The organism is Pedobacter hiemivivus (assembly GCF_004331685.1).
Taxonomy (GTDB): Bacteria; Bacteroidota; Bacteroidia; order Sphingobacteriales; family Sphingobacteriaceae; genus Pedobacter; species Pedobacter hiemivivus.
The window spans coordinates 1-21,583 of record NZ_SJSM01000006.1 but is presented as its reverse complement, the minus strand read 5'-3'; the positions used below and the strand labels follow the sequence as shown (position 1 = coordinate 21,583).

General features: G+C 40.1%; 15 protein-coding genes. 13 read left to right on the top strand and 2 right to left on the bottom strand.

Translation table 11 applies throughout. From position 1 onward, the window contains the following. Positions 1-48 precede the first annotated feature (48 nt). From EZ444_RS27625 to EZ444_RS12090, 12 genes are all read left to right on the top strand, one after another. Positions 49-441: a Sec-independent protein translocase subunit TatA/TatB gene (locus EZ444_RS27625; protein ID WP_225874709.1), complete on the top strand. Its 393-nt coding sequence runs from the start codon at positions 49-51 to the stop codon at positions 439-441. A 10-nt stretch (positions 442-451) separates the two neighbouring features. Continuing rightward, on the top strand, positions 452-658 hold the full coding sequence (locus EZ444_RS12140; RefSeq protein ID WP_131609167.1) for a Sec-independent protein translocase subunit TatA/TatB: 207 nt from the start codon (positions 452-454) through the stop codon (positions 656-658). Positions 659-699: 41 nt separating this feature from the next. Next, complete coding sequence (gene gatA, locus EZ444_RS12135) at positions 700-2,154, top strand: Asp-tRNA(Asn)/Glu-tRNA(Gln) amidotransferase subunit GatA (protein ID WP_131609165.1); 1,455 nt, start codon at positions 700-702, stop codon at positions 2,152-2,154. A 66-nt stretch (positions 2,155-2,220) separates the two neighbouring features. Further along, positions 2,221-3,444 carry a lytic transglycosylase domain-containing protein gene (locus EZ444_RS12130; protein ID WP_131609163.1) on the top strand — a complete coding sequence of 408 codons (1,224 nt, stop codon included), beginning with the start codon at positions 2,221-2,223 and terminating at the stop codon, positions 3,442-3,444. Positions 3,445-3,518: 74 nt separating this feature from the next. Further along, on the top strand, positions 3,519-5,834 hold the full coding sequence (locus tag EZ444_RS12125) for an NADP-dependent malic enzyme (RefSeq protein WP_131609161.1): 2,316 nt from the start codon (positions 3,519-3,521) through the stop codon (positions 5,832-5,834). Positions 5,835-5,836: 2 nt separating this feature from the next. Continuing rightward, a complete protein-coding gene (gene ruvA, locus EZ444_RS12120; RefSeq protein ID WP_131609159.1) occupies positions 5,837-6,421 on the top strand; it encodes a Holliday junction branch migration protein RuvA in 585 nt (194 codons plus the stop codon). A gap of 3 nt (positions 6,422-6,424) precedes the next feature. Then, entirely contained in the window at positions 6,425-13,615 is a 7,191-nt protein-coding gene (sov, locus tag EZ444_RS12115; RefSeq protein WP_131609157.1) for a T9SS outer membrane translocon Sov/SprA, read from the top strand. A 103-nt stretch (positions 13,616-13,718) separates the two neighbouring features. Next, a complete protein-coding gene (gcvH, locus tag EZ444_RS12110; RefSeq protein WP_131609155.1) occupies positions 13,719-14,099 on the top strand; it encodes a glycine cleavage system protein GcvH in 381 nt (126 codons plus the stop codon). A 3-nt stretch (positions 14,100-14,102) separates the two neighbouring features. Next, entirely contained in the window at positions 14,103-14,507 is a 405-nt protein-coding gene (locus tag EZ444_RS12105; RefSeq protein WP_131609153.1) for a VanZ family protein, read from the top strand. Positions 14,508-14,809: 302 nt separating this feature from the next. Continuing rightward, positions 14,810-15,025: a FeoA family protein gene (locus EZ444_RS12100; RefSeq protein ID WP_090777697.1), complete on the top strand. Its 216-nt coding sequence runs from the start codon at positions 14,810-14,812 to the stop codon at positions 15,023-15,025. Positions 15,026-15,029: 4 nt separating this feature from the next. Next, positions 15,030-17,147, top strand: a complete 2,118-nt coding sequence (gene feoB, locus EZ444_RS12095) for a ferrous iron transport protein B (protein WP_131609151.1) — start codon at positions 15,030-15,032, stop codon at positions 17,145-17,147. Positions 17,148-17,165: 18 nt separating this feature from the next. After that, positions 17,166-17,780, top strand: a complete 615-nt coding sequence (locus EZ444_RS12090; RefSeq protein WP_225874708.1) for a SprT-like domain-containing protein — start codon at positions 17,166-17,168, stop codon at positions 17,778-17,780. A gap of 2 nt (positions 17,781-17,782) precedes the next feature. On the opposite strand, the gene EZ444_RS12085 is transcribed toward EZ444_RS12090, so the two are convergent. Both EZ444_RS12085 and EZ444_RS12080 read right to left on the bottom strand, forming a co-directional pair. Further along, positions 17,783-19,759 (bottom strand): alpha-ketoacid dehydrogenase subunit alpha/beta, encoded by a 1,977-nt coding sequence (locus EZ444_RS12085; protein ID WP_131609149.1) that lies wholly within the window; start codon positions 19,757-19,759, stop codon positions 17,783-17,785. Between the two features lie 2 nt (positions 19,760-19,761). Beyond that, positions 19,762-21,150, bottom strand: a complete 1,389-nt coding sequence (locus tag EZ444_RS12080; RefSeq protein WP_131609147.1) for a LutB/LldF family L-lactate oxidation iron-sulfur protein — start codon at positions 21,148-21,150, stop codon at positions 19,762-19,764. Between the two features lie 241 nt (positions 21,151-21,391). On the opposite strand from EZ444_RS12080, the gene EZ444_RS12075 reads away from it, so the two are divergent. Beyond that, positions 21,392-21,583, top strand: a 192-nt coding sequence (locus EZ444_RS12075) for a DUF4372 domain-containing protein (RefSeq protein ID WP_131609145.1), incomplete at its 3' end; no start/stop codon positions are given.

Genomic DNA, 21,583 nt, shown 5'->3' with positions numbered 1-21,583 from the left:
GCAATTAATTGTTTATATTTGTTTTAAAGAAGTAAAATAGAGATCAAGATGTATTCAGGGACGTTAATAGAGTTTTTAAACATGGGGGGTGGCGAGATTATGCTAATCCTTGGTGTAGTACTTTTGTTATTTGGAGGTAAAAAATTGCCCGAATTGGCTCGAGGACTTGGAAAAGGTTTGAGAGATTTTAAGGATGCATCGGAAGGGGTTAAGCGCGAAATCCACAGGAATATTAATTCCGTAGGTATTACCGATGAAATCAATGATTTTAAATCTACCTTTAATGATGCTGATAACAGCAGACATCATCCTTATGAATATAAGCCTGAGGATAATGCCCATCATGACGATACAGATAAACCAGCAATAGACTTTAATAAAGCTGAACCAGCTGTAGATAACGAGAACACAAAAATAGAAACAGATAAAACTAAAATTTAATTAAAATATCATGTTTGATACAACAATATTGGCTTTTGGATTAGGCGGCGGAGAGATTGCTGTCATTGTAGTAATTGTATTGCTACTTTTTGGTGGTAAAAAAATTCCTGAATTGATGCGTGGCCTTGGAAAAGGAATTAAAGAATTTAAAGATGGAAAAGATGGTGCTGACGATGCTGTTGATCAGAACCGTAGCAACACTAATAAACCATTGTAGGTTTACAAACCCTATTTTTTAATTTAATCTATTCTTGAAGTTTGAAGAAGTATAACTCCTTAAAAGAGGTACAAGCTCTTATTGAGCAGAAAATGCTCAGTTTGCCAGAGTTATTAGACTATTATTTTAAGCAAATAGAAAAAAATGAACACCTCAACGCGTTTAATGAGGTGTTTTTTTATTCTGCAGCTCAACAGGCTAAGCTTGTACAGGAAAAGATAACCGCCGGGACGGCAGGTAGATTGGCAGGGATGGTGATTGGTATAAAAGATAATATCTGCTATAAAGATCATCAGGTAACTGCTTCATCTAAAATGTTGGAGGGCTTTGTTTCTCCCTATTCTGCTACCGTTGTAGAAAGACTAATTAGTGAAGATGCCGTAATTATTGGCAGGCTGAACTGTGATGAATTTGCGATGGGCGGTTCTAATGAAACTTCTTATTATGGTGCGGTAAAAAACGCTGCTGATCACACGAAGGTGGCCGGTGGTTCTTCTGGCGGTTCAGCTGTTGCTGTTCAAGCCGACTTATGCCTGTCTGCTCTGGGTACTGATACCGGTGGCTCAGTAAGGCAGCCTGCTGCTTTTTGCGGTTGCATAGGTTTAAAACCTACCTATGGCAGGATCTCCAGATATGGGGTGATTGCTTATGCATCGTCCTTTGATCAGGTGGGCACCATTACTTCTTCTGTTAGTGATGCTGCAATTTTACTAGAGGTTTTGGCTGGCGCAGATGATCACGATAGTACGGTTTCTAAGCATGTAGTTCCAGCGTACTTAGATGGATTAAAAAACACTGCACCTAAAAGGATTGCTGTTTTGAAAGAAACTTTGGAAAGTGACGCGCTAGACACAGATATAAAGGAAACGATATTAAAGGCTATTGAGGCCCTTAAAAGTCAAGGACACACAGTCGAATATGTCTCTTTTGATTTATTAGATTACTTAGTGCCTGCTTATTATGTGCTAACTACCGCTGAGGCCTCTTCTAACCTTTCCCGATACGATGGGGTGCATTATGGTCACCGTAACCTGGAAGCTGTCAGTTTAAACGAGCTTTATAAACAATCCAGAGCCGAAGGTTTTGGTGAGGAGGTGAAGCGTCGTATTTTATTGGGAACATTTGTTTTGAGTGCTGGTTATTATGATGCTTATTATCAGAAAGCACAGCAGGTAAGAAGACTGATCAGGGAAAAGATGGAAGAGATGCTAAGCAGCTTTGACCTAGTAATTAGTCCTGTTACACCTACACCAGCGTTTAATATCGGCGAAAATATCGACGATCCTTTGGTCATGTATATGGCTGATATATTTACTGTATTGGCATCTTTGACAGGAATTCCAGCGATTGCTATTCCTTTGGGCAATAATAATAACGGTTTACCGTTAAGTATGCAGTTGATGGCCAGGCATTTCGGGGAACAAGACCTATTGTCTTTATCCCATGCTTTTTTAAGCAGCAAGAATGTTGAGCAATTGACGAACCAGGCGAACTAAACCATCACCGCTTTTATAAAGCCTGAAATAGATTTTATTAACCGATAAAAAGGAAATAATATGCCTATGAAGATATTAATATGCTTTGTATCCGCTTGCGCTGTGGCTTTTACCAGCTTTTCTGCAACTGCGCAACAACAGCAAAAGTTGGCTATAACCGACACCACCTATGTACCAGTTGTAGACGAAACCCCAACTTTCCATAACCATAACTATGTTTATAAGGCCAGACTCGATTCTATCCAGAAAACTGTGCCGCTTACTTATAATGAGTTTGTTCAAAACTATATAGATATTTACGCTGGTCGTAAAGACATGATGGGTAAGATGATTGGTCTTTCTAGTTATTACTTCCCGATTTTTGAAAAAGCACTTAAAAGTTATAATATTCCTGAGGAGATTAAATATCTTCCTATTATAGAGTCTTCTATGAACGCTCACGCCGTATCTCGGGTTGGCGCTACGGGTTTATGGCAGTTTATGTTTGCAACAGCAAAGGGTTACGGCCTAAACATGGATAATTTTGTGGATGAGCGTAAGGATCCTATACAGGCGAGCTATGCAGCTGCGGCTTATTTTAGAGATGCTTATGAAGAGCTGGGTGATTGGTTGTTAGCCATTGCTGCTTATAACTGCGGAATGGGAAATGTAAACCGGGCTATTGCTAAAGCTGATTCCAGAGATTTTTGGGAAATAAGAAGGTTCCTTCCTATGGAAACACGGAATTATGTCCCTGCCTTTATTGCAGCGGTATATGTTATGAATTATTCGGGCAGTCATCAAATCAAAGCCCAGAAATCGCCTTTTCTTAAAAACACGGATACCATCCAGGTAAATCGGTTCGTTTCCCTTCCTTCATTGGCAGAAGCCATGAATATTGATGTGGATGAGTTGTGGAGCTTGAATCCTTCCTATAAAAAGAAGATTGTAAATGGTTCTGTGCAAGCACCCAAGCGTGTGATCCTGCCTAAGGTAGATCTTGCCAGCTTTACAAGAGTATATCAGCTGTTGAATGAAGAGGAGCTGGAAGTAGATAAGCACATTGTACTGGCTTCGAATGATGGTAAGACAACGAAGAAAGCTAAAATAACAGTTCATAAACCATCAATTTCATATCATAAGGTTGCCTCAGGACAGAACCTGAGTACCATTGCAAACAAGTATAATGTTGAAGTGCAGGACCTGAAAGTTTGGAATAATTTAAAAGGATCTTCAATTGTCCCTGGACAGCGGCTAAAGATCTATCATCAAGCAGAAAGCAAGCATGTAACGAGGCCAATGAAGGGCTAATTCTTTTCTAATCTTTTTTTATTTATGGCTTATCAAAAGAATTGTAACTTTGGCGCTTTACATAGGATCATTTTATGAGTAAGATTAATAGAAAGCAAGATGCATTAGACTACCACTCGCAAGGGCGGCCGGGAAAAATTCAGGTTATACCAACCAAGCCAACAAACTCCCAAAGAGATCTGGCTCTTGCCTATTCGCCAGGAGTTGCAGAGCCTTGTTTAAGCATAGCAGAGAATAAAGAAGATGTTTATAAATATACAGCCAAAGGTAACCTTGTAGCTGTAATTAGTAATGGTACCGCTGTTTTAGGACTAGGTAATATTGGCCCTGAGGCTGGTAAGCCGGTAATGGAAGGCAAGGGATTGTTATTTAAAATATTTGCAGATATTGACGTTTTTGACCTTGAACTGGATACCACAAACGTTGATGATTTTGTTAAAATCGTAAAAGCATTGGAGCCTACTTTTGGTGGGATCAACTTAGAAGATATTAAAGCACCTGAGTGTTTTGAAATTGAACGTCGTTTGAAACAGGAAATGAATATTCCTGTAATGCACGATGATCAGCATGGTACCGCCATTATTTCTGCTGCAGCATTGTTAAATGCCTGCGAGTTGCAGAAAAAGAAAATGGATAAAGTTAAAATCGTGGTGAATGGTGCAGGTGCTGCGGCAATTTCCTGCTCCCGTTTATACGTTTCTTTAGGTGCAAAAAAAGAAAATATTGTGATGTGCGACCGTACGGGCGTGATCAGAGCTGACAGGGCTAACCTGGATGCTATAAAAGCAGAGTTTGCAACTTCAAGAAATCTGAATACGCTTCAAGAAGCAATGAAGGATTCTGATGTGTTTATTGGTTTGTCATCCGCAGATTGCGTAACTGAGGATATGCTGAAATCAATGGCGAAAAATCCGATTGTATTTGCAATGGCTAATCCTAACCCAGAAATTGCTTACGAGTTGGCGATTAAATCCCGTAAGGATATCATCATGGCTACTGGCCGTTCTGATTATCCTAATCAGGTGAACAACGTATTGGGTTTCCCTTATATTTTTAGAGGAGCACTTGATGTAAGGGCCACTGCGATCAATGAGGAGATGAAGATTGCTGCGGTTAGAGCGATTGCTGAACTAGCTAAGAAATCTGTTCCTGAGGCTGTAAACATGGCCTATAACGAGAAAAATATTAAGTTTGGTAAGGAGTACATCATTCCGAAGCCAATGGATATGAGGTTGATGACGAATGTTTCGACCGCCGTAGCTAAGGCTGCAATTGAATCAGGTGTCGCACGTAAAGTGATTACCGACTGGGATGCTTATATAGAAGAGCTGAAAAACAGGTTAGGGATGGATGATGCGATTATGCGTGCAATTACGAATAAAGCTAAATCTGATCCTAAGCGTGTTGTTTTTGCTGAAGCAGATCATTATAAAATATTAAAGGCTGCCCAGATCGTGAAAGACGAGAACATCGCGATTCCAATTTTACTGGGAAATAAAGAGGTGATTGAACGGATCATTGAAGAAAGTGCACTGGATTTGGAAGGTGTAACGATCATTGATCCATTTAAGGAGCCTGAATTGATGCAGAAATACGGTAAGTTCTTGTATGAAAAAAGACAACGTAGAGGCTTAACTTTATTTGAAGCTACTAAATTAATGCGCGATAGGAACTACTTCGGTGCATCCATGGTAGAGTTTGGTGAGGCTGATGCGATGATTTCTGGTTTGACAAGGAACTATGTTTCGACCATTAAGCCTGCTTTACAGGTAATCGGTACGGCGCCTGGTGTAAACCGTGTTGCGGGTATGTACATGATGATGACCAAAAAAGGGCCTGTGTTTTTTGGAGATACAACAGTAAATGTTGATCCTACTGCAGAGGAACTGGTTGATTTAACTTTACTTATTGAGCAATCGGTTAGTAAATTTAACATTCATCCACGCGTTGCCTTGTTATCTTATTCTAACTTTGGTTCTAACGAAGGTGTGGTTCCTGAAAAAGTAAGAAAGGCAGTGAAGATATTGCATGAACAGCATCCGCACATTGTGGTTGATGGCGAAATGCAGGGTAATTTTGCGATGAACCATGAGCTATTGAAAGACAATTTCCCTTTTAGCAGATTGGTAGATGGACCGGCAAATACATTAATCTTCCCTAACCTGGAATCTGGTAATATTGCTTATAAGTTGTTGCAGGAATTGGGTGAAGCTGAAGCTATTGGACCAATTTTGTTGGGCTTGAATAAGCCCGTTCATATTGTTCAACTTGGAAGTTCGGTAAGAGAAATTGTAAATATGGTTACCTTAGCTGTTTTAGATGTTCAGGGTAAAGAACAAGAAGCAAATGCGAAGAAAGGCGGTTTATTAAAAAGAATAGCTAAGAAATAATTATGTTCGAATATATTGATGGTAAGTTAGCATTTAAATGTCCTACCTATATTGTTGTGGAGGCTGGTGGTGTTGGCTATCATCTCAATATATCTTTAAATACTTATAGTAGCCTTGCTAATACCGAAAGGTGTAAGATTTATACCTGGCTGCACATAAAAGAAGATGCGCATACCCTTTATGGCTTTGCCGATGAAGGGGAGCGTAGGCTTTTTTTACATTTAATTTCGGTTTCCGGGATCGGACCGAATACAGGGCGGATGATGTTGTCGTCCATAACACCTATTGAAATTCAGACAGCAATTGTAAATGCTGATTTGGCACTCATTCAAAGAATTAAAGGGATAGGGGTTAAATCTGCACAGCGACTGGTGCTTGAGTTGCAAGACAAACTAAAGAAGGAGGGCTCGGGCTCTTTAATGGCCGCTCCGCTGAACAATACAACAAGAGAGGAAGCGATATCGGCATTAACGATGCTGGGTTTTGCCAAGCCTGCTTCTGAAAAGGCAATAGACAATGCGGTGAAGGTTGGTGGACAGGATTTGTCTGTTGAACAAATGATAAAAATAGCATTGAAGAATTTATAAAAACTGCCATTGAAAACCTTATTGACGCTATTTCTCTTCCTGACTGTTTGTCTGGGTGGACAGCAGGCTTTTTCGCAAGTTGGACCTAAGAAGGCGAAACAGGATACCGTAAAAAATTCTTTCGGCTTGAAAGAGAAACAAAGACTTGGAATCAGGTCTTTGTCTAATTCCTTTTCTCCATTGCCAGACAATGTGCATAGAAACGTAGAATATGATGCCGTAAATAAAAGATATATCATTCAGGAACTGGTTGGTGATAAGCCATTCGGTACAGTGCAATACCTAACCGTAGAGGAGTACTTGCGTTTGGTAAACAGCGAAATTAAGCGAGATAATTGGCGTGTGCTTTCTGATCAGGAGGTAAATGATGTAAGAAAGACCGGGATTATTCCAAGTTTGAAGATTAACAGTAAGGCTTTTGAAAGGATATTTGGAGGTACAACGATCGATATTCAACCACGTGGTGAAGCAGAACTTACCTTTTTAGGAAGAATCAATAAAAACGAAAACCCTTTATTTAACGAGCGTCAGCGGGTACAAGGGAATTTTGATTTTAACCAACGCATACAGATGGATGTGATTGGTAATATCGGTACCAAGTTAAAGATCAACATGAACTACAATACGGAAGCTCAATTTGATTTTGAAAACCAGGTTAAGCTGGATTATACTGGTGGTGAAGATGATATTATACAAAAAATAGAAGCGGGTAATGTGAGTTTACCGCTAAATACAACACTGATCAGTGGTACGCAGGCGCTGTTTGGGGTAAAAACACAGTTGAAGTTTGGTAAACTAAACGTAAGTACCGTTTTTACGCAACAGAAATCTCAATCCAGACAAATACAGATCAATAATGGCGCGCAACAAAATGAGTATAGATTGAGCGCAGACAATTACGAAGCAAATAAACACTTTTTCCTGGCTCAATATTTCAGGGATAATTATAATAAATCACAATCTAATGCCCCAACCATCACTTCGGGGGTGTCAATTACTAAAATAGAGGTTTGGATTACCAATAGGGCAGGAAGTACACAAGATTCACGGGACGTATTGGGTTTTCTGGATCTTGGTGAAAATAGGCCTTATAATTCGGCAATAGCAGGTGGGAGATCGGTACTGCCTTCGGGTTTTACAAATCCGGTATTTCCTAGGAACTCCAATGACCTTTTTGATAAGATTCCGGCTGATTCTCGTAACACCAATTCAAATGCGATCATTGGCTATTTCGAGGATAAAGGCAAAACAGATAACTACGCGAAGTTAACTTATGCAAGGAAGCTGGCTGATAGAGAATATACTTTTCATCCCCAGCTGGGTTATATATCCTTAAATAATGGATTGAATAGTGATGAGGTACTTACGGTAGCTTACCGATATACTTTTAATGGTGTGGAGTATCAGGTTGGTGAGTTTTCTACGGATGTTCCTTTTGATCCGGCAACACCTAAGGTTTTGTATACCAAATTACTGAAAAACGAAACGATAAAAACCAATTTACCAACCTGGGGATTGATGATGAAAAACATCTATTCTATTGGCGGTTATCAAATCAGTCAGCAGAATTTTAAATTGGATATTTTTAGAATTGACGAGAAAACAGGTGTTGAAAAACCACTGATACAGGAGGGAGAAAAACTGGATGCTGACCGTAAGCCACTTAATGGCAAGCAGTGGATACAGATCACAGGCTTGGATAGGCTGAACCAGCAAAATGAGCGTAAACCAGATGCGGTATTTGATTTCCAGACAGAAAACAAGCCATTTGGCTCTAATGGAAGTAACGGACAGAACACTTCATTTGGTAATGCGGGTAATACTAGCGGTACGACGAATAGCCTGGTAAATTTTTCCACCAATACCGTTAATGGTTACATTACGATAGATCCATTAAATGGCCGGATTATATTCCCTATTATCGAACCTTTTGGTAGGGACCTTGCCAGTCAGTTTTTGCCATCAGAACAAGCGCTTAGCGACAGGTATACTTTTACAGCACTTTATGATTCAACGAAGGTGGTTGCTCAGCAATTGTTTAGTAACCAAAATAGGTACATCATTAAAGGGGCTTATCAATCAGAAATTGCTTCTGAGTTTAGTTTAAATGCGATCAACGTTCCAGAAGGATCCGTGAAAGTATTTGCCGGCACGATTCCTTTGCAGGAAGGTATTGACTTTACAGTAGATTACCAGGGTGGTAGGGTAAGGATTATCAATCCGGCTTTATTAAGTTCGGGACAACCGATCAGGATCACTACAGAAAATAATGAGTTGTTTGGATTACAGCAGCGGTCGTTATTTGGTACGCGATTAGATTATAAGGTAAACAGCAAATTAAATCTGGGGGGTACTTTAATGAACCTTACCGAGAAGCCGCTTACCCCTAAAGTGAATATTGGTGAAGAACCGATTTCGAACACTATGTGGGGATTGGATATGAGCTACAGTTCACCTTCAAGATTTTTGACTAAGTTGGTGGATAAATTACCATTCCTTTCTACCAAGGCGCCATCGAATATTACTTTTGCCGGTGAGTTTGCGCAGTTAATTCCAGGACATCCGAGTGCATTAAATTTTGGTGGACAAAAGGGTGGAGTAAGTTACCTTGATGACTTTGAAGCTTCACGTTCGGTGATAGATTTGAAAAGTGCTATCGCTTGGCAGTTGTCGGGAACACCTCAACTTTTTCCAGAAGCAAGCAGAATGGACGATTTAAGCTACGGTTTTAACCGGGCCAGAATTGCATTTTATAACATAGACCCAATTTTCTATAACCGGAGTTCGGGAGATTTACCTGCAAGCCTTAGGAATAATGTAAATGAACGCTCCAATCATTATGTGCGTGAGATTATTGAGCAAGAGGTTTTTCCTTTTAAAGAAACGAGCACCGGACAGGCTTATACCTTACCAACGCTTGATGTTGCTTTTTATCCTACTGTTCGCGGTCCTTATAATTATACGACTACAGGATTTAATGCCAATGGAACATTGACTAACCCTAGATCAAGATGGGGTGGCTTGTTCAGGAAAATTGAAACAACCGATTTCCAAGCCTTGAATATTGAATACATTGAACTTTGGGTGATGGACCCAAATATTTATAAGCCAAATTCGACGGGAGGTGATTTATATTTCAACCTTGGAAATATCTCTGAGGATATTTTAAAGGATGGTCGTAAATCATTAGAAAATGGTTTACCTGCAAATGGTGATCCAAATGCTTATGATGAAACCACCTGGGGTAGAGTACCAAAGTTACAACCAGTGGTACAAGCGTTTGATAATGATCCTGCTGCCAGAAAAGTACAGGATGTAGGATTGGATGGATTATCTAATGCAAATGAGAAAGCGAAGTTTTCTACGCTGATCAATCAGATAAAGGGTCAATTAAATCCTGATGCTGCGGCTGAGTTTGATAATGACCCTTCATCGGATGATTATGCATATTTTAGGGGTAGACAACAGGATCAGGCTAATGCCGGAATATTGAGACGCTACCAACGTTATAATGGTCCGGAAGGAAATTCGAAGACTTCACAGCAATCGATGGAAGACTTCGGCGTAGACAATTCTGCTTCTACGTCTTTGCCTGATGGCGAGGATATCAATAGGGACAACAACATGACCCAGAGCGACGAGTATTTTCAGTATAAAGTTTCTATGCGTCCTGGCGATTTAATGGTTGGACAGAACTTTGTTACGGATAAGGTTACTTCGCAGGTGAAGTTGGCCAACGGACAAACTCAAGCGGTAACCTGGTATCAGGTTCGCATTCCATTGGCACAATACCAGCAAAAGGTAGGAAACATTCAGGATTTTAAATCGATTAGATTCATCAGAATGTTCATGACAAACTTCGCCGATACAACGGTGTTGAGGTTTGGAAAGATTCAGTTAGTGAGAGGAGAGTGGAGACAGTACAATGCGGCTAATGAGGCCTCGCAGGTGATCCTTGATCCACCTTTGCAAAATTTGGGTCCTGATAATTCAACCATTGAAATATCAACAGTAAATATTGAGGAGAACGGTAAGAGAACACCTATTCCTTACGTAGTGCCACCGGGTATTGAGCGCGAACGTGATTTTAGCAATTACCGTGGGGATACGAGACAGAATGAGCAATCGCTTGCCGCAACAATAAAGAGCCTACGTGATGGTTATGGAAGGGCAACATTTAAAACTGCACTGAACGACTTCAGGTCATACAAGCACCTGGAGATGTATATTCACCTCGAGGCATTGGGTACCGCGATATTAAATGATAACGACCTGCATGCTTTTTTAAGAATAGGAACGGATAACCAGGATAACTACTACGAATATTCATTGCCTTTGAAAGTGACCAGACCAGGCACGAGTGATCCATATGCAATTTGGCCAGATCAGAATAAGATGGACATTGAGTTGGAGCTGTTCCAGAAAGCAAAGTTGGAGCGGAATAAGGCATTGGATGTGGATGGATTTCCATGGAACATTAGCAAGCCTTTTAAGTATGTAGTTGATGGAAGAACAATTATTGTAAAGGGGCAGCCTGATATGAGCAAGGTTCGGGTGTATATGCTCGGCGTACTGAATCCATCCCGGAACAATGCAAATGGCAATGGTGATGATGGTTTGGATAAGAATGCGCAGGTCTGGTTCAATGAAATGAGACTGACTGAGTTTGACGAACGTGGGGGTTGGGCTGCTACCGCAAGGATGAATGCCAAGCTTGCTGATTTTGCAGATGTGAATGTATCAGGTAGTAAATCAACAATAGGATTTGGATCATTAGAAAAACGAGTAAGCGAAAGAAATCGCGCAGATAATGTGTTTTTTGATATTTCTTCAAGCATGGAGCTTGGAAAATTCTTCCCTCAAAAAACTGGGATCAAGATTCCTATGTTTGTGAGTTATTCAAGCCAGGTGAGTACGCCTCAGTACGACCCTAAAACACCTGATATTGAGTTGAGCAATGCTTTGTCAAAAGCATCAAGTTCTGAGAAGAAAGCGATTTTAGAGTATGCTCAGGATTATACAACAAGAAATTCTATCAACTTTACCAATGTACGCAAGGAGCGCACAAATCCTGATAAGAAGCCTCAGGTATGGGATATTGAGAACTTTAATGTAAGTTATGCTTATACGAAGTTTGCACACCGTGATTTTATCAACGAAAAGAATATCCAGCAAACTTACAGAGGGTCGCTGGCTTATAATTACGCTGGACAGTCGAAAACGGTTGAGCCTTTTGCAAAGATCATCAAGTCGAATACATTAGCTTTATTAAGAGATTTTAATTTCAATATACTGCCAAATGCCTTGAACTTCAGAATTGATGTAGACCGTTATTATTCGGAAAATACATTGAGAAATAACGATCCGAATAATTATATCCCTATCAATACGACCTTTAATAAGAACTTTTTGGTTACGCGGGTTTATGGTATTTCATGGAACTTAACGAAGTCGTTAACGCTGGATTTTGATGCGACAAACTACTCCATCATTGATGAACCAGAAGGTAAGATTGAGGGAATGAAGCGTGATACGGTATGGAATAATTTAAAACGCCTGGGTAGAACAACCGACTATAACCACAACATGAACATTACCTATTCCCTGCCATTAAATAAGATTCCTGGCATGGATTGGGTAACTGTGGCAACTAGATATGGAACTAACTTTAACTGGCAAACGGAAGCGCTATCGACCTTAAGAGATCCATTGATTGATCTGGGGAATACGATACAAAACTCTAGAACGATACAGTTAAATCCAACACTTAATCTTGCTGGTTTATATAATAAATTCGGTTTTGTAAGGCGTGCAAATGCTGGTGGCGATAATCCACCGAGTGGTTCATTCCTTGTTGGTTTATTAACCAGCATCAAGAATGTAAATGCGGCTTATACTAAAACTCAGGGGACATTTTTACCGGGCTACCTACCGAGAGTAAGTTATTTTGGTTTGGACGAAGCTACTGGGGCACCAGGGTTAGGCTTTGTGTTTGGTAGTCAGCGGGACATCAGGGAAATGGCTTTAAGCCACAATTGGATTACCAGAGACACTTTACAAACACAACTTTACATCAATACTTTAAGAGAGGATTTAAGTTTAACAGGATTAATTGAGCCGATTAAAGATTTGAGTATTACACTTACGGCGAATAAAAACAGGACCTTAAATTACTCTACTAATTTTAGATATGACCAAACCATATCGGATTTCCAGAGTATGAGTCCTTTTACAACTGGAGATTATAGTATTTCCTACATCTCTATTGGAACAGCGTTTTCTGAAAAACAAGGCAGTTTGGTTTCTAAATTGTTTAGTCAGTTTATGGACAATAGGCAAGTGATTTCTCAACGTTTGGGTAGGCAAAATGCCAACTCTGTTGGCAGCGCTGGTGGTTATGCCGATGGTTATGACAAGAATTCTCAGGATGTGATTGTCTCGGCATTTTTGGCTGCTTATAGCGGGAAGAGCGCATCATCAATCAATTTGAATTCTCAGCCAAAGATTCCATTGCCAAACTGGCGATTGAATTATAGGGGGCTTACCAGGATTGGTTTCCTTGCGGAAACATTCAGTTCGATAGATCTTCGACATTCGTATCGCTCCGTATATAGTATCAATGGTTTTAATTCCTTGATTCGTTATAAGGAAGATAATGGTGCTGTAGTGACCAGAGATGAAAACAGAAACTTTTTACCATACTATCAATATACTCAGGTGACTATTGCCGAGCAGTTCTCGCCACTAATTGGGGTAGATACACGGTTAAAAAACAACATGACGGCTAATTTTGAAATAGGACGCACACGGATGCTGGGGCTAAGTTTGGCCAATAGTCAGCTGGCGCAGCTATCGGAAAACAACATGGTCTTTGGTTTAGGTTACCGTACGACTAAATTCAGGTTCCCTTTCGGTTTGTTTAAGGAATTGAAAATGGATAACAACATGGACTTTAAGTTGGATGTCGCCGTGAGAGATAACAAGACCGTTATTTACAGATCCGATGTTGCAGAGGCAGAGGTTTCTTCGGGGGCTAAAAACATTACCTTACGACCAAGTGTTGATTACATACTAAATCAGCGATTTAATGTGAGGGTGTTTTATGATTCCAATGTTACCAAGCCGTATACCTCACAATCGTTTAATACTTCGTTTAGTAATTTCGGCTTTAGCCTAAGGATTACGCTGAATTAGAGTTGTTTTAAATGATGAGATTTAATTACCTTTGACGCGGATTGGGTATAAGCTTACCTGATTTTGAATTAAAATATAGCAACTAACATATAATATTAAAAAAATGAATTTTCCATCAGAATTAAAGTACACAAAAGATCACGAATGGGTTAAAGTTGAAGGTAATGAAGCTTTTATCGGTATTACTGATTTTGCACAACGTGAGTTAGGTGATATTGTATATATTGATATCAATACTGTAGGTGACGAAGTAGGTAAAGACGAGGTTTTCGGTACTGTTGAAGCGGTTAAGACTGTTTCAGATTTGTTTATGCCGGTAACAGGTACAGTATTAGAAATCAATGCTGCTTTAAATGATAATCCTGAGTTGGTAAACTCTGATCCTTATGGCCAGGGATGGATGGTAAAAGTGGCTATTTCAGATGCATCTCAAGTAGATGGACTGTTGACCGCTGATGCTTACAAAGCACTGGTAGGCGCTTAATAAATGAGCATCTTTGGACAATTAAAGTATCAAATTTGGGCCGTGCTATGGACCATTGTCATTGTTGTGCTTTGCTGCATGAGAATGCCTTCGGGCGGTAGCGGTGGCTTCTTTTTTCAAGGCTTTGATAAATTTGTCCATATGGGCTTCTTTTTTGTGCTAACTATACTCTTGTTTTACGGCAAGATTAACTATCAACACAATTATAGTTTTAGCTCCTTAACTATCTTTAAAATCATTGTAATTACTGCCGCTTTGGGTGGAGGAATAGAATTGTTACAATGGAAGTTTTTCAGCTACAGATCTGCCGAATGGTGGGATTTTGGTTGTGATATGATCGGTGTGTTTATGGGAGTTTTTAGCTATGTATTATTACATAAATCAAATTATGCAAAGACTGATCATTAAGCTAGGTTTATTGTTGTTGGTTTGCCTGGTAAGCAGTTGCAGCGTTTTTAAAGGAGGCTGCAAATGTCCAAAGGTGAGTTATAACAATTATCCCAGGCGATAGTTTATCCTTTGAGGTTAGGACCTCAATAGTGCATAAAATGACCAAATAAAGACCGTATAGGATGGCTTTCCTATACGGTCTTTATTTGGAATTATTATAAATTAAGTCTAAATTGCGCCCCTATCATACCACGCAGTAAATCATGGGTCTACCCTTTAAAAATGAAGCTCTTGGTTGATTTATAAAAACCTTAATATAGATGAAACTTTCACAGCTTAATCCAGGAGAACAAGGAACTATTGTAGCATTTACAGATTTAGAGATGTCTCTAAAATTAATGGAAATGGGTTGTTTGCCTGGCGAGATTGTAGAAGTTGAACGGTTTGCGCCACTTGGTTGCCCGATCGCGATTCGGGTGGCGGGTTATCAACTTTGTTTACGTAAAAGTGAAGCATCTGTTATTATAATACAATAGTGATTTGGGAAGAGATATAAAAATTGCCTTAGTTGGTAATCCCAATACTGGAAAATCTACACTTTTCAATCTCCTTACCGGATTAAATCAAAAGATTGGAAACTTTCCAGGGATTACAGTAGATAAAAAAGTAGGTTACTGCAAGTTGAACAATGGTAAACAGGCTGAGGTCATAGATTTACCTGGTACTTATAGCTTATATCCGAAAAGTAAAGACGAGAGTATCGTTTTTCAGGTATTGGCGGATAAAAATAATGCTAGTCATCCTGACGTAGTGGTATTGGTAGCTGATGCTACAAACCTTAGAAGAAATTTACTCCTTTACTCGCAGGTTGCTGATTTGAAGCTACCTGTTGTTTTGGCTTTGAACATGACAGACATGGCCAAAAAGGAGGGGATAGAAATCGATATAGATCAGCTTTCGCAAAGATTGGGGATCCAGATTGTTTCTATATCCGCCAGAAGTAATTCAGGTTTGGATCAGCTAAAGGAAGCCATCAGTAATACCACCAAAATACCTACCCAGGTTGATGGTGCTGATGTGCACGTACTGGCTCCCGAGGCCATAGATTTGGCCAAAAAACATTTAAAAACAGACAACGATTATTTTGCATTGCAGGTGCTTCATCAGTATGAAACGCTCGATGTTTTTTCTGCCATAGACAGAAATGTATTTGATCAGATTAAAAAGGAGTATCATTTCGACTCGTCGAAATTACAGGCTGCCGAAACGATAGCCCGTTACCGTTACTTGGGAACTATACTCACTGGGATAGTAAAAGATACAGGTGCAGCGAAGAAGTTTGTCTTTAGTGATAAGATTGATGCTGTCCTGACCAACCGCTTTTGGGGGTTCATTATTTTCATTGGCATATTATTTTTTATTTTCAATTCGATTTTCTCCTGGTCTTCGTACCCGATGGAGTTGATTGAATATACTTTTGTATGGCTTACGGAATACGGTCATCAACATCTTCCTGAGGGGATTCTTACCAATTTATTTTTGGATGGTATACTTGCAGGTTTAGGTGGTGTAGTGATTTTTATTCCGCAGATTGCAATACTTTTTGCCTTTATTTCTATTCTGGAAGATACTGGCTATATGGCTCGCGTGACTTTTATGATGGATAAGATCATGCGTAAGTTTGGATTGAGTGGTAAATCTGTTGTACCAATGATTGGTAGTTTGGCTTGTGCCGTTCCTTCTATCATGAGTGCAAGGAACATTGAAAGCTGGAAAGACCGGATCATTACGATTATGGTCGCTCCGTTGGTGAGTTGTTCGGCCAGATTACCAGTTTATACCTTATTGATTGGATTGGTAGTGCCCGAGAAAATGATTTGGGGCTTTATCAATTTGCAGGGATTAACCTTGATGGGGATGTATCTGATCAGTATTGTTACGGCCATCCTCGTAGCGTTTGTGATGAACTTTTTGATCAAGGCTAAGGAGAAATCATACTTTATTATGGAGTTGCCGGTATACCGGAAGCCGCGTTGGAGCAATGTGCTTTACACCATGTATGAAAAATCTAAAACCTTTGTTGTAGAAGCCGGTAAGGTGATTATCGCCATTTCAATTATTCTTTGGGTATTGGCTACTTACGGACCTTCTGAACGGTTTGCGGAGATAGACAAAAAATATGCGGCCATAGAGGCGCAAAAAGATAGTGTGCAGATTAGTACGCTGGAGAGAGATAGGGCTGCTGAAAGATTGGAAAATTCTTATGCCGGAATATTGGGTCATGCTATTGAGCCCGCGATTAAGCCATTAGGATTTGATTGGAAGATCGGGATTGCCCTGATCACTTCATTTGCAGCCAGAGAAGCTTTTGTGGGTACCATGGCGACTATTTATAGCGTTGATGGGGGAGATGAAGAAGTGGCTACAATAAGGAACAAGATGAGGAGTGCCAAGAATGCCGAAACGGGATTGCCTGTGTTTACATTTGCTACGGCATTTTCTTTAATGTTGTTTTATGCTTTTGCGATGCAGTGCATGAGTACAGTGGCTGTAGTTTATCGGGAAACAAAATCGTGGCGATGGCCGGTTACTCAGTTGGTCTATATGACTTCGCTGGCTTATGTGGCCAGTTTAATCGCTTATCAGCTTTTAAAGTAATTTAGCTATATTGTGATCGTGGAAAAGGAGAAAGTCTTATCACAATATATGCCCATAGATGCTGCACCGATCATAGCTAAATGGATTGATTATTTTCAATGTGAATTTAAGATCTCCAAAGGGAGGGCTACGAAGCTTGGCGATTACAGGCATCCTTATAAAGGTAATGGGCATAAAATTTCTGTAAATAATAACCTTAATGCTTATGCGTTTCTGGTAACTACAGTTCATGAATTTGCTCACCTGTTAACCTGGAACGATCATAAAAACAGGGTGAAGCCTCATGGAACTGAGTGGAAGTATAATTTTAAGAGAATGATGGTTCCTTTTTTGGAACAAAACATTTTTCCTGATGATGTTAAACAAGCGATCATTAGTTATTTAAGTAATCCTTCTGCTGCGAGCTGTACAGATTTAAAACTTTCCCGAGCCTTAAAAAAATACGATGAGCTGCTAGACGCTTCAAGGCTGGAAGAACTCCCATTACATGCTGTGTTTACGATTAAAGATGGAAGGCAGTTTAAAAAGGGCGAAAAGCTGAGAAAAAGGTATCGTTGTGTTTGTCTGGATAACGGGAATATTTACCTATTTAACCCACTTGCAGAGGTTACGTTAGCGGCTACAGGAACATAATCTTAATAAGCCAATAACCGTTTAACAGTGTCTTGCAGACGACTTTTTGCAAGAAAATCATCTTCTAAAACTTTACTCATTGGAATTGCAGTATCACTGCTCGCGCAACGCATTACCGGGGCATCCAGGTATTCAAAGCAATGTTCAGAGATCCAGGCAGCCAGTTCGGCTCCAAAACCAGAACTCAGTGTGTCTTCATGTAAAATAAGTACTCTTCCTGTTGTTTTAACTGCATTGGCGACCGCTTCTCTGTCCCAAGGCTGCAAACTTCGTAAATCTACTAAAGTCGCTGAGTGGTCAGGATTCTCACTCAAATAGGATAGTGCCCAATGTACACCCAAGCCATAAGTGATGATACAAAATTGCTCACCTTGTTTTAAAACATTTGCTTTGCCGATTTCAAAGGTATAAAAGCCCTGCGGAACCGGGCCACTTAAGCTTCTGTATAAGTATTTATGCTCGAAATAGATGACCGGATTCGGGTCTTCGATTGAGGCCAGCAAAAGACCTTTGGCATCCTGAGGGAAAGCTGGATAAACTACTTTTAGTCCGGGGGTTTTAGTAAACCAGGCTTCATTGCTTTGCGAATGGAAGGGGCCAGCACCGGTACCTGCGCCAGTAGGCATCCGTACCACAACATCGGCCTTTTCTCCCCATCGGTAATGGGTTTTGGCAAGGTTGTTTACAATTTGATTAAAACCGCAGGTGGCAAAATCAGCAAATTGCATTTCCATCATCGCTTTACAGCCATTGATAGAGAGCCCCAATGCTGCACCAACAATAGCTGATTCGCAGATCGGCGTATTGCGTACCCTGGCTTTTCCAAATTCCTGTACAAAACCATCCGTAATTTTAAAAGCACCGCCATATTCTGCAATATCCTGCCCCATTAATACCAGGTTTTTGTGTTTTTGCATGGCAACTTTAAGCCCGTCTGATATGGCATCAAGGTACCGCATTTCTGTTGCTGCTTTGGTAGCTGGTATGGTTGTCGAAACGTAAGGGAAATACATATCCTCAAGTTCTACTTCGGTATTTACTTCAGGCTCATCTTCATTAAAGGCATTTTCAACATCTTGTTCAATCTGGCTTTTAAACCTTGTTTTTATTTCAGCTATGGATTCGATTGTGAGGACTTGCTGTTCCTGCAGGTATTGTTCAAAATTTCTAACCGGATCTTTGGCGGCCCATTCTTCGAATAATTCCTGCGGGACGTATTTTGTTCCCGAGGCTTCTTCATGACCGCGCATTCTGAATGTTAAACATTCGATCAGTACTGGTTTTGGATTTTCTCTCATACTTGTAGCAACCTGATTAATCAGGTCGTACACTTCGAGAATGTTATTGCCATCCACCTGAAAGCCTTCAATTCCATATCCAATAGCTTTGTCGACCAGATTTTTGCATTTAAACTGCTCGTTAATTGGGGTGGAAAGTCCGTAGCCATTGTTCTCTATTAAAAAGATGACCGGAAGGTTCCATACTGCGGCAACATTAATGGCTTCATGAAAATCACCTTCGCTGGTGGCACCTTCACCCGTAAAAACTAAGGTTGCTTGCTTTTTTTTTTCAATCAAATCAGCTAATGCAATGCCATCAGCAAGAGCCATTTGAGGACCGAGGTGAGAGATCATCCCGATGATGCGGTGTTCTTGTGTGCCAAAATGAAAAGAGCGGTCTCTGCCCTTGGTAAAGCCGGTGACTTTACCCTGCCACTGGGCCATTAATTTTGTGAGTGGAATATTCCTGGAGGTAAAAACCCCCAGATTTCTGTGCATGGGAAGGATGTACTCTTCATTGTGCATGGCAAGTGTACTGCCTACAGCAATTGCTTCTTGTCCAATACCAGAAAACCATTTTCCTATGCGACCCTGACGAAGTAGGATAAGCATCTTTTCCTCTACCATTCGAGGGTAAAGTAAGCGTAAATATAAATTTAGCAGTGTTGCGTTATCTTTATCTTTTCTGTCGAAGGTCATGGTCAGAGGTCTTTATTTCCCTTATTTTTTTCTTCGTATAATTTAGCAAAAGATTTGGGAGCAACGGTAGGCATTTCGCGATATTTCCCTGCTGACTTTTTAAAGAGGAATTTAAGCAGGAAATTCTTGAATTTTCCGCCAAACCAGTCCATTCTTGACCTTTTTAGCATTCCGGTTTTCCAAAGCTTCCAACCAATTTCTTCTTTTTTTGTATTCTCATGCGTTGCAGCTGCATCCCTTCGGTTTAGCAGTAGCATTTTATGTATGTCGATTTTAACGGGACAAACTTCAGAACATTTTCCGCATAAGCTGGAAGCATAACTCAAATGTTTAAAGTCCTTCATTCCTTTTAAATGAGGGGTTATGATGGAGCCAATTGGGCCGCTATAGGTCGTATTGTAAGTATGGCCACCAATGTTTTTGTAAACAGGACATGCGTTTAAACAAGCCCCACATCTGATGCAATACAAACCTTGACGTTGGTCTTTTTGAGCCAATAGGTTGGTTCGGCCATTGTCGAGCAATATCACATACATTTCTTCCGGGCCATCGGTTTCTTCACCACGTTTAGGACCGCTTAATATGGTATTGTACACCGTTAAGTTTTGCCCAGTGCCATGACTGGCAAGCAGTGGCCAGAACAAGTCGAGGTCGGCCATCGAAGGAATAATCTTTTCAATGCCCACAATAGCAATGTGGATTTTAGGGAAGGTGGTGCAAAGTCTCGCATTCCCTTCATTTTCTGTTAATGCAATACTTCCGGTATCGGCAATCAGAAAGTTTCCACCACTAATTCCAATATCTGCATTGAGGTATTTTTCTCTCAAAAGCTCACGTGCCTTTTGAGTTAGTTGTTGTGGCGTAAAGTCAAGTGGAGTACCAAATTTCTCATGAAACAGCTTCGCAATATCCTCTTTATTGAGGTGCATTGCAGGAGTTACAATGTGGTAGGGAGGTTGTCCAAGTAGCTGAACTATGTATTCTCCCAAATCACTTTCCAATGATTCAATCCCGTTTTCTCCTAGAAATTCATTGAGGTGAATCTCTTCGGTAGTCATGGATTTTGATTTAATTACGGTTTTACCACCGTTTTTTTTGATGATATTGAGGATTTCTTTTTGAGCTTCTTCAGCGGTATTGGCCCATATTACTTTGCCGCCTCTGCGTTGGAAGTTGGACTCGAACTCAGGTAAAAATTTATCCAGGTGTTCCATCACCCGCCATTTAATCACATGAGCCTTCTTTTTGGAGTTCTCTAGATTTTCGAATTTAGACAAACCTCGCTCAACGGCAGCGTTATACTTGCCGATATTATAATTAATAGTTGTGCGATGCCCTAAATCAAAGGCCTTCTCATCTGCCTTTGCCAAAAAATCCTCAGATACCTTCATATGCTTCCAAATATAAAAATAATTAAGTTTATGACTTGCATGTTGGGTTTATATTACCTTTTGTTTACTGGGAAACGCTATGTTTTGGATAAAAAAGGGTTGTATCATTAGGGTTGTACCATTAATGTAATGCAGTCGTCATCCTGAATTTATTTCACTGTTGTCCGGATAAAATTTTGGGCTAGCTGTTAAGCTAGCCCATTGTTGATATATTTGAGTTACCACACTTAAAAACATCAACATGAGCAAAAGTATATTTTTTACCGGACAGCCCATACTAAATCAACTGTTAAATTTGCTGGATCGGGGCAAGATTAAATCCATTGCCCGTGCCGGTAAACACGATCACTACTATAAGCATTTTGACACTTATACCCATTTAATAACGATGCTATACTGCGCATTGAACAAATGCACAAGTAGCCGTGAAGTT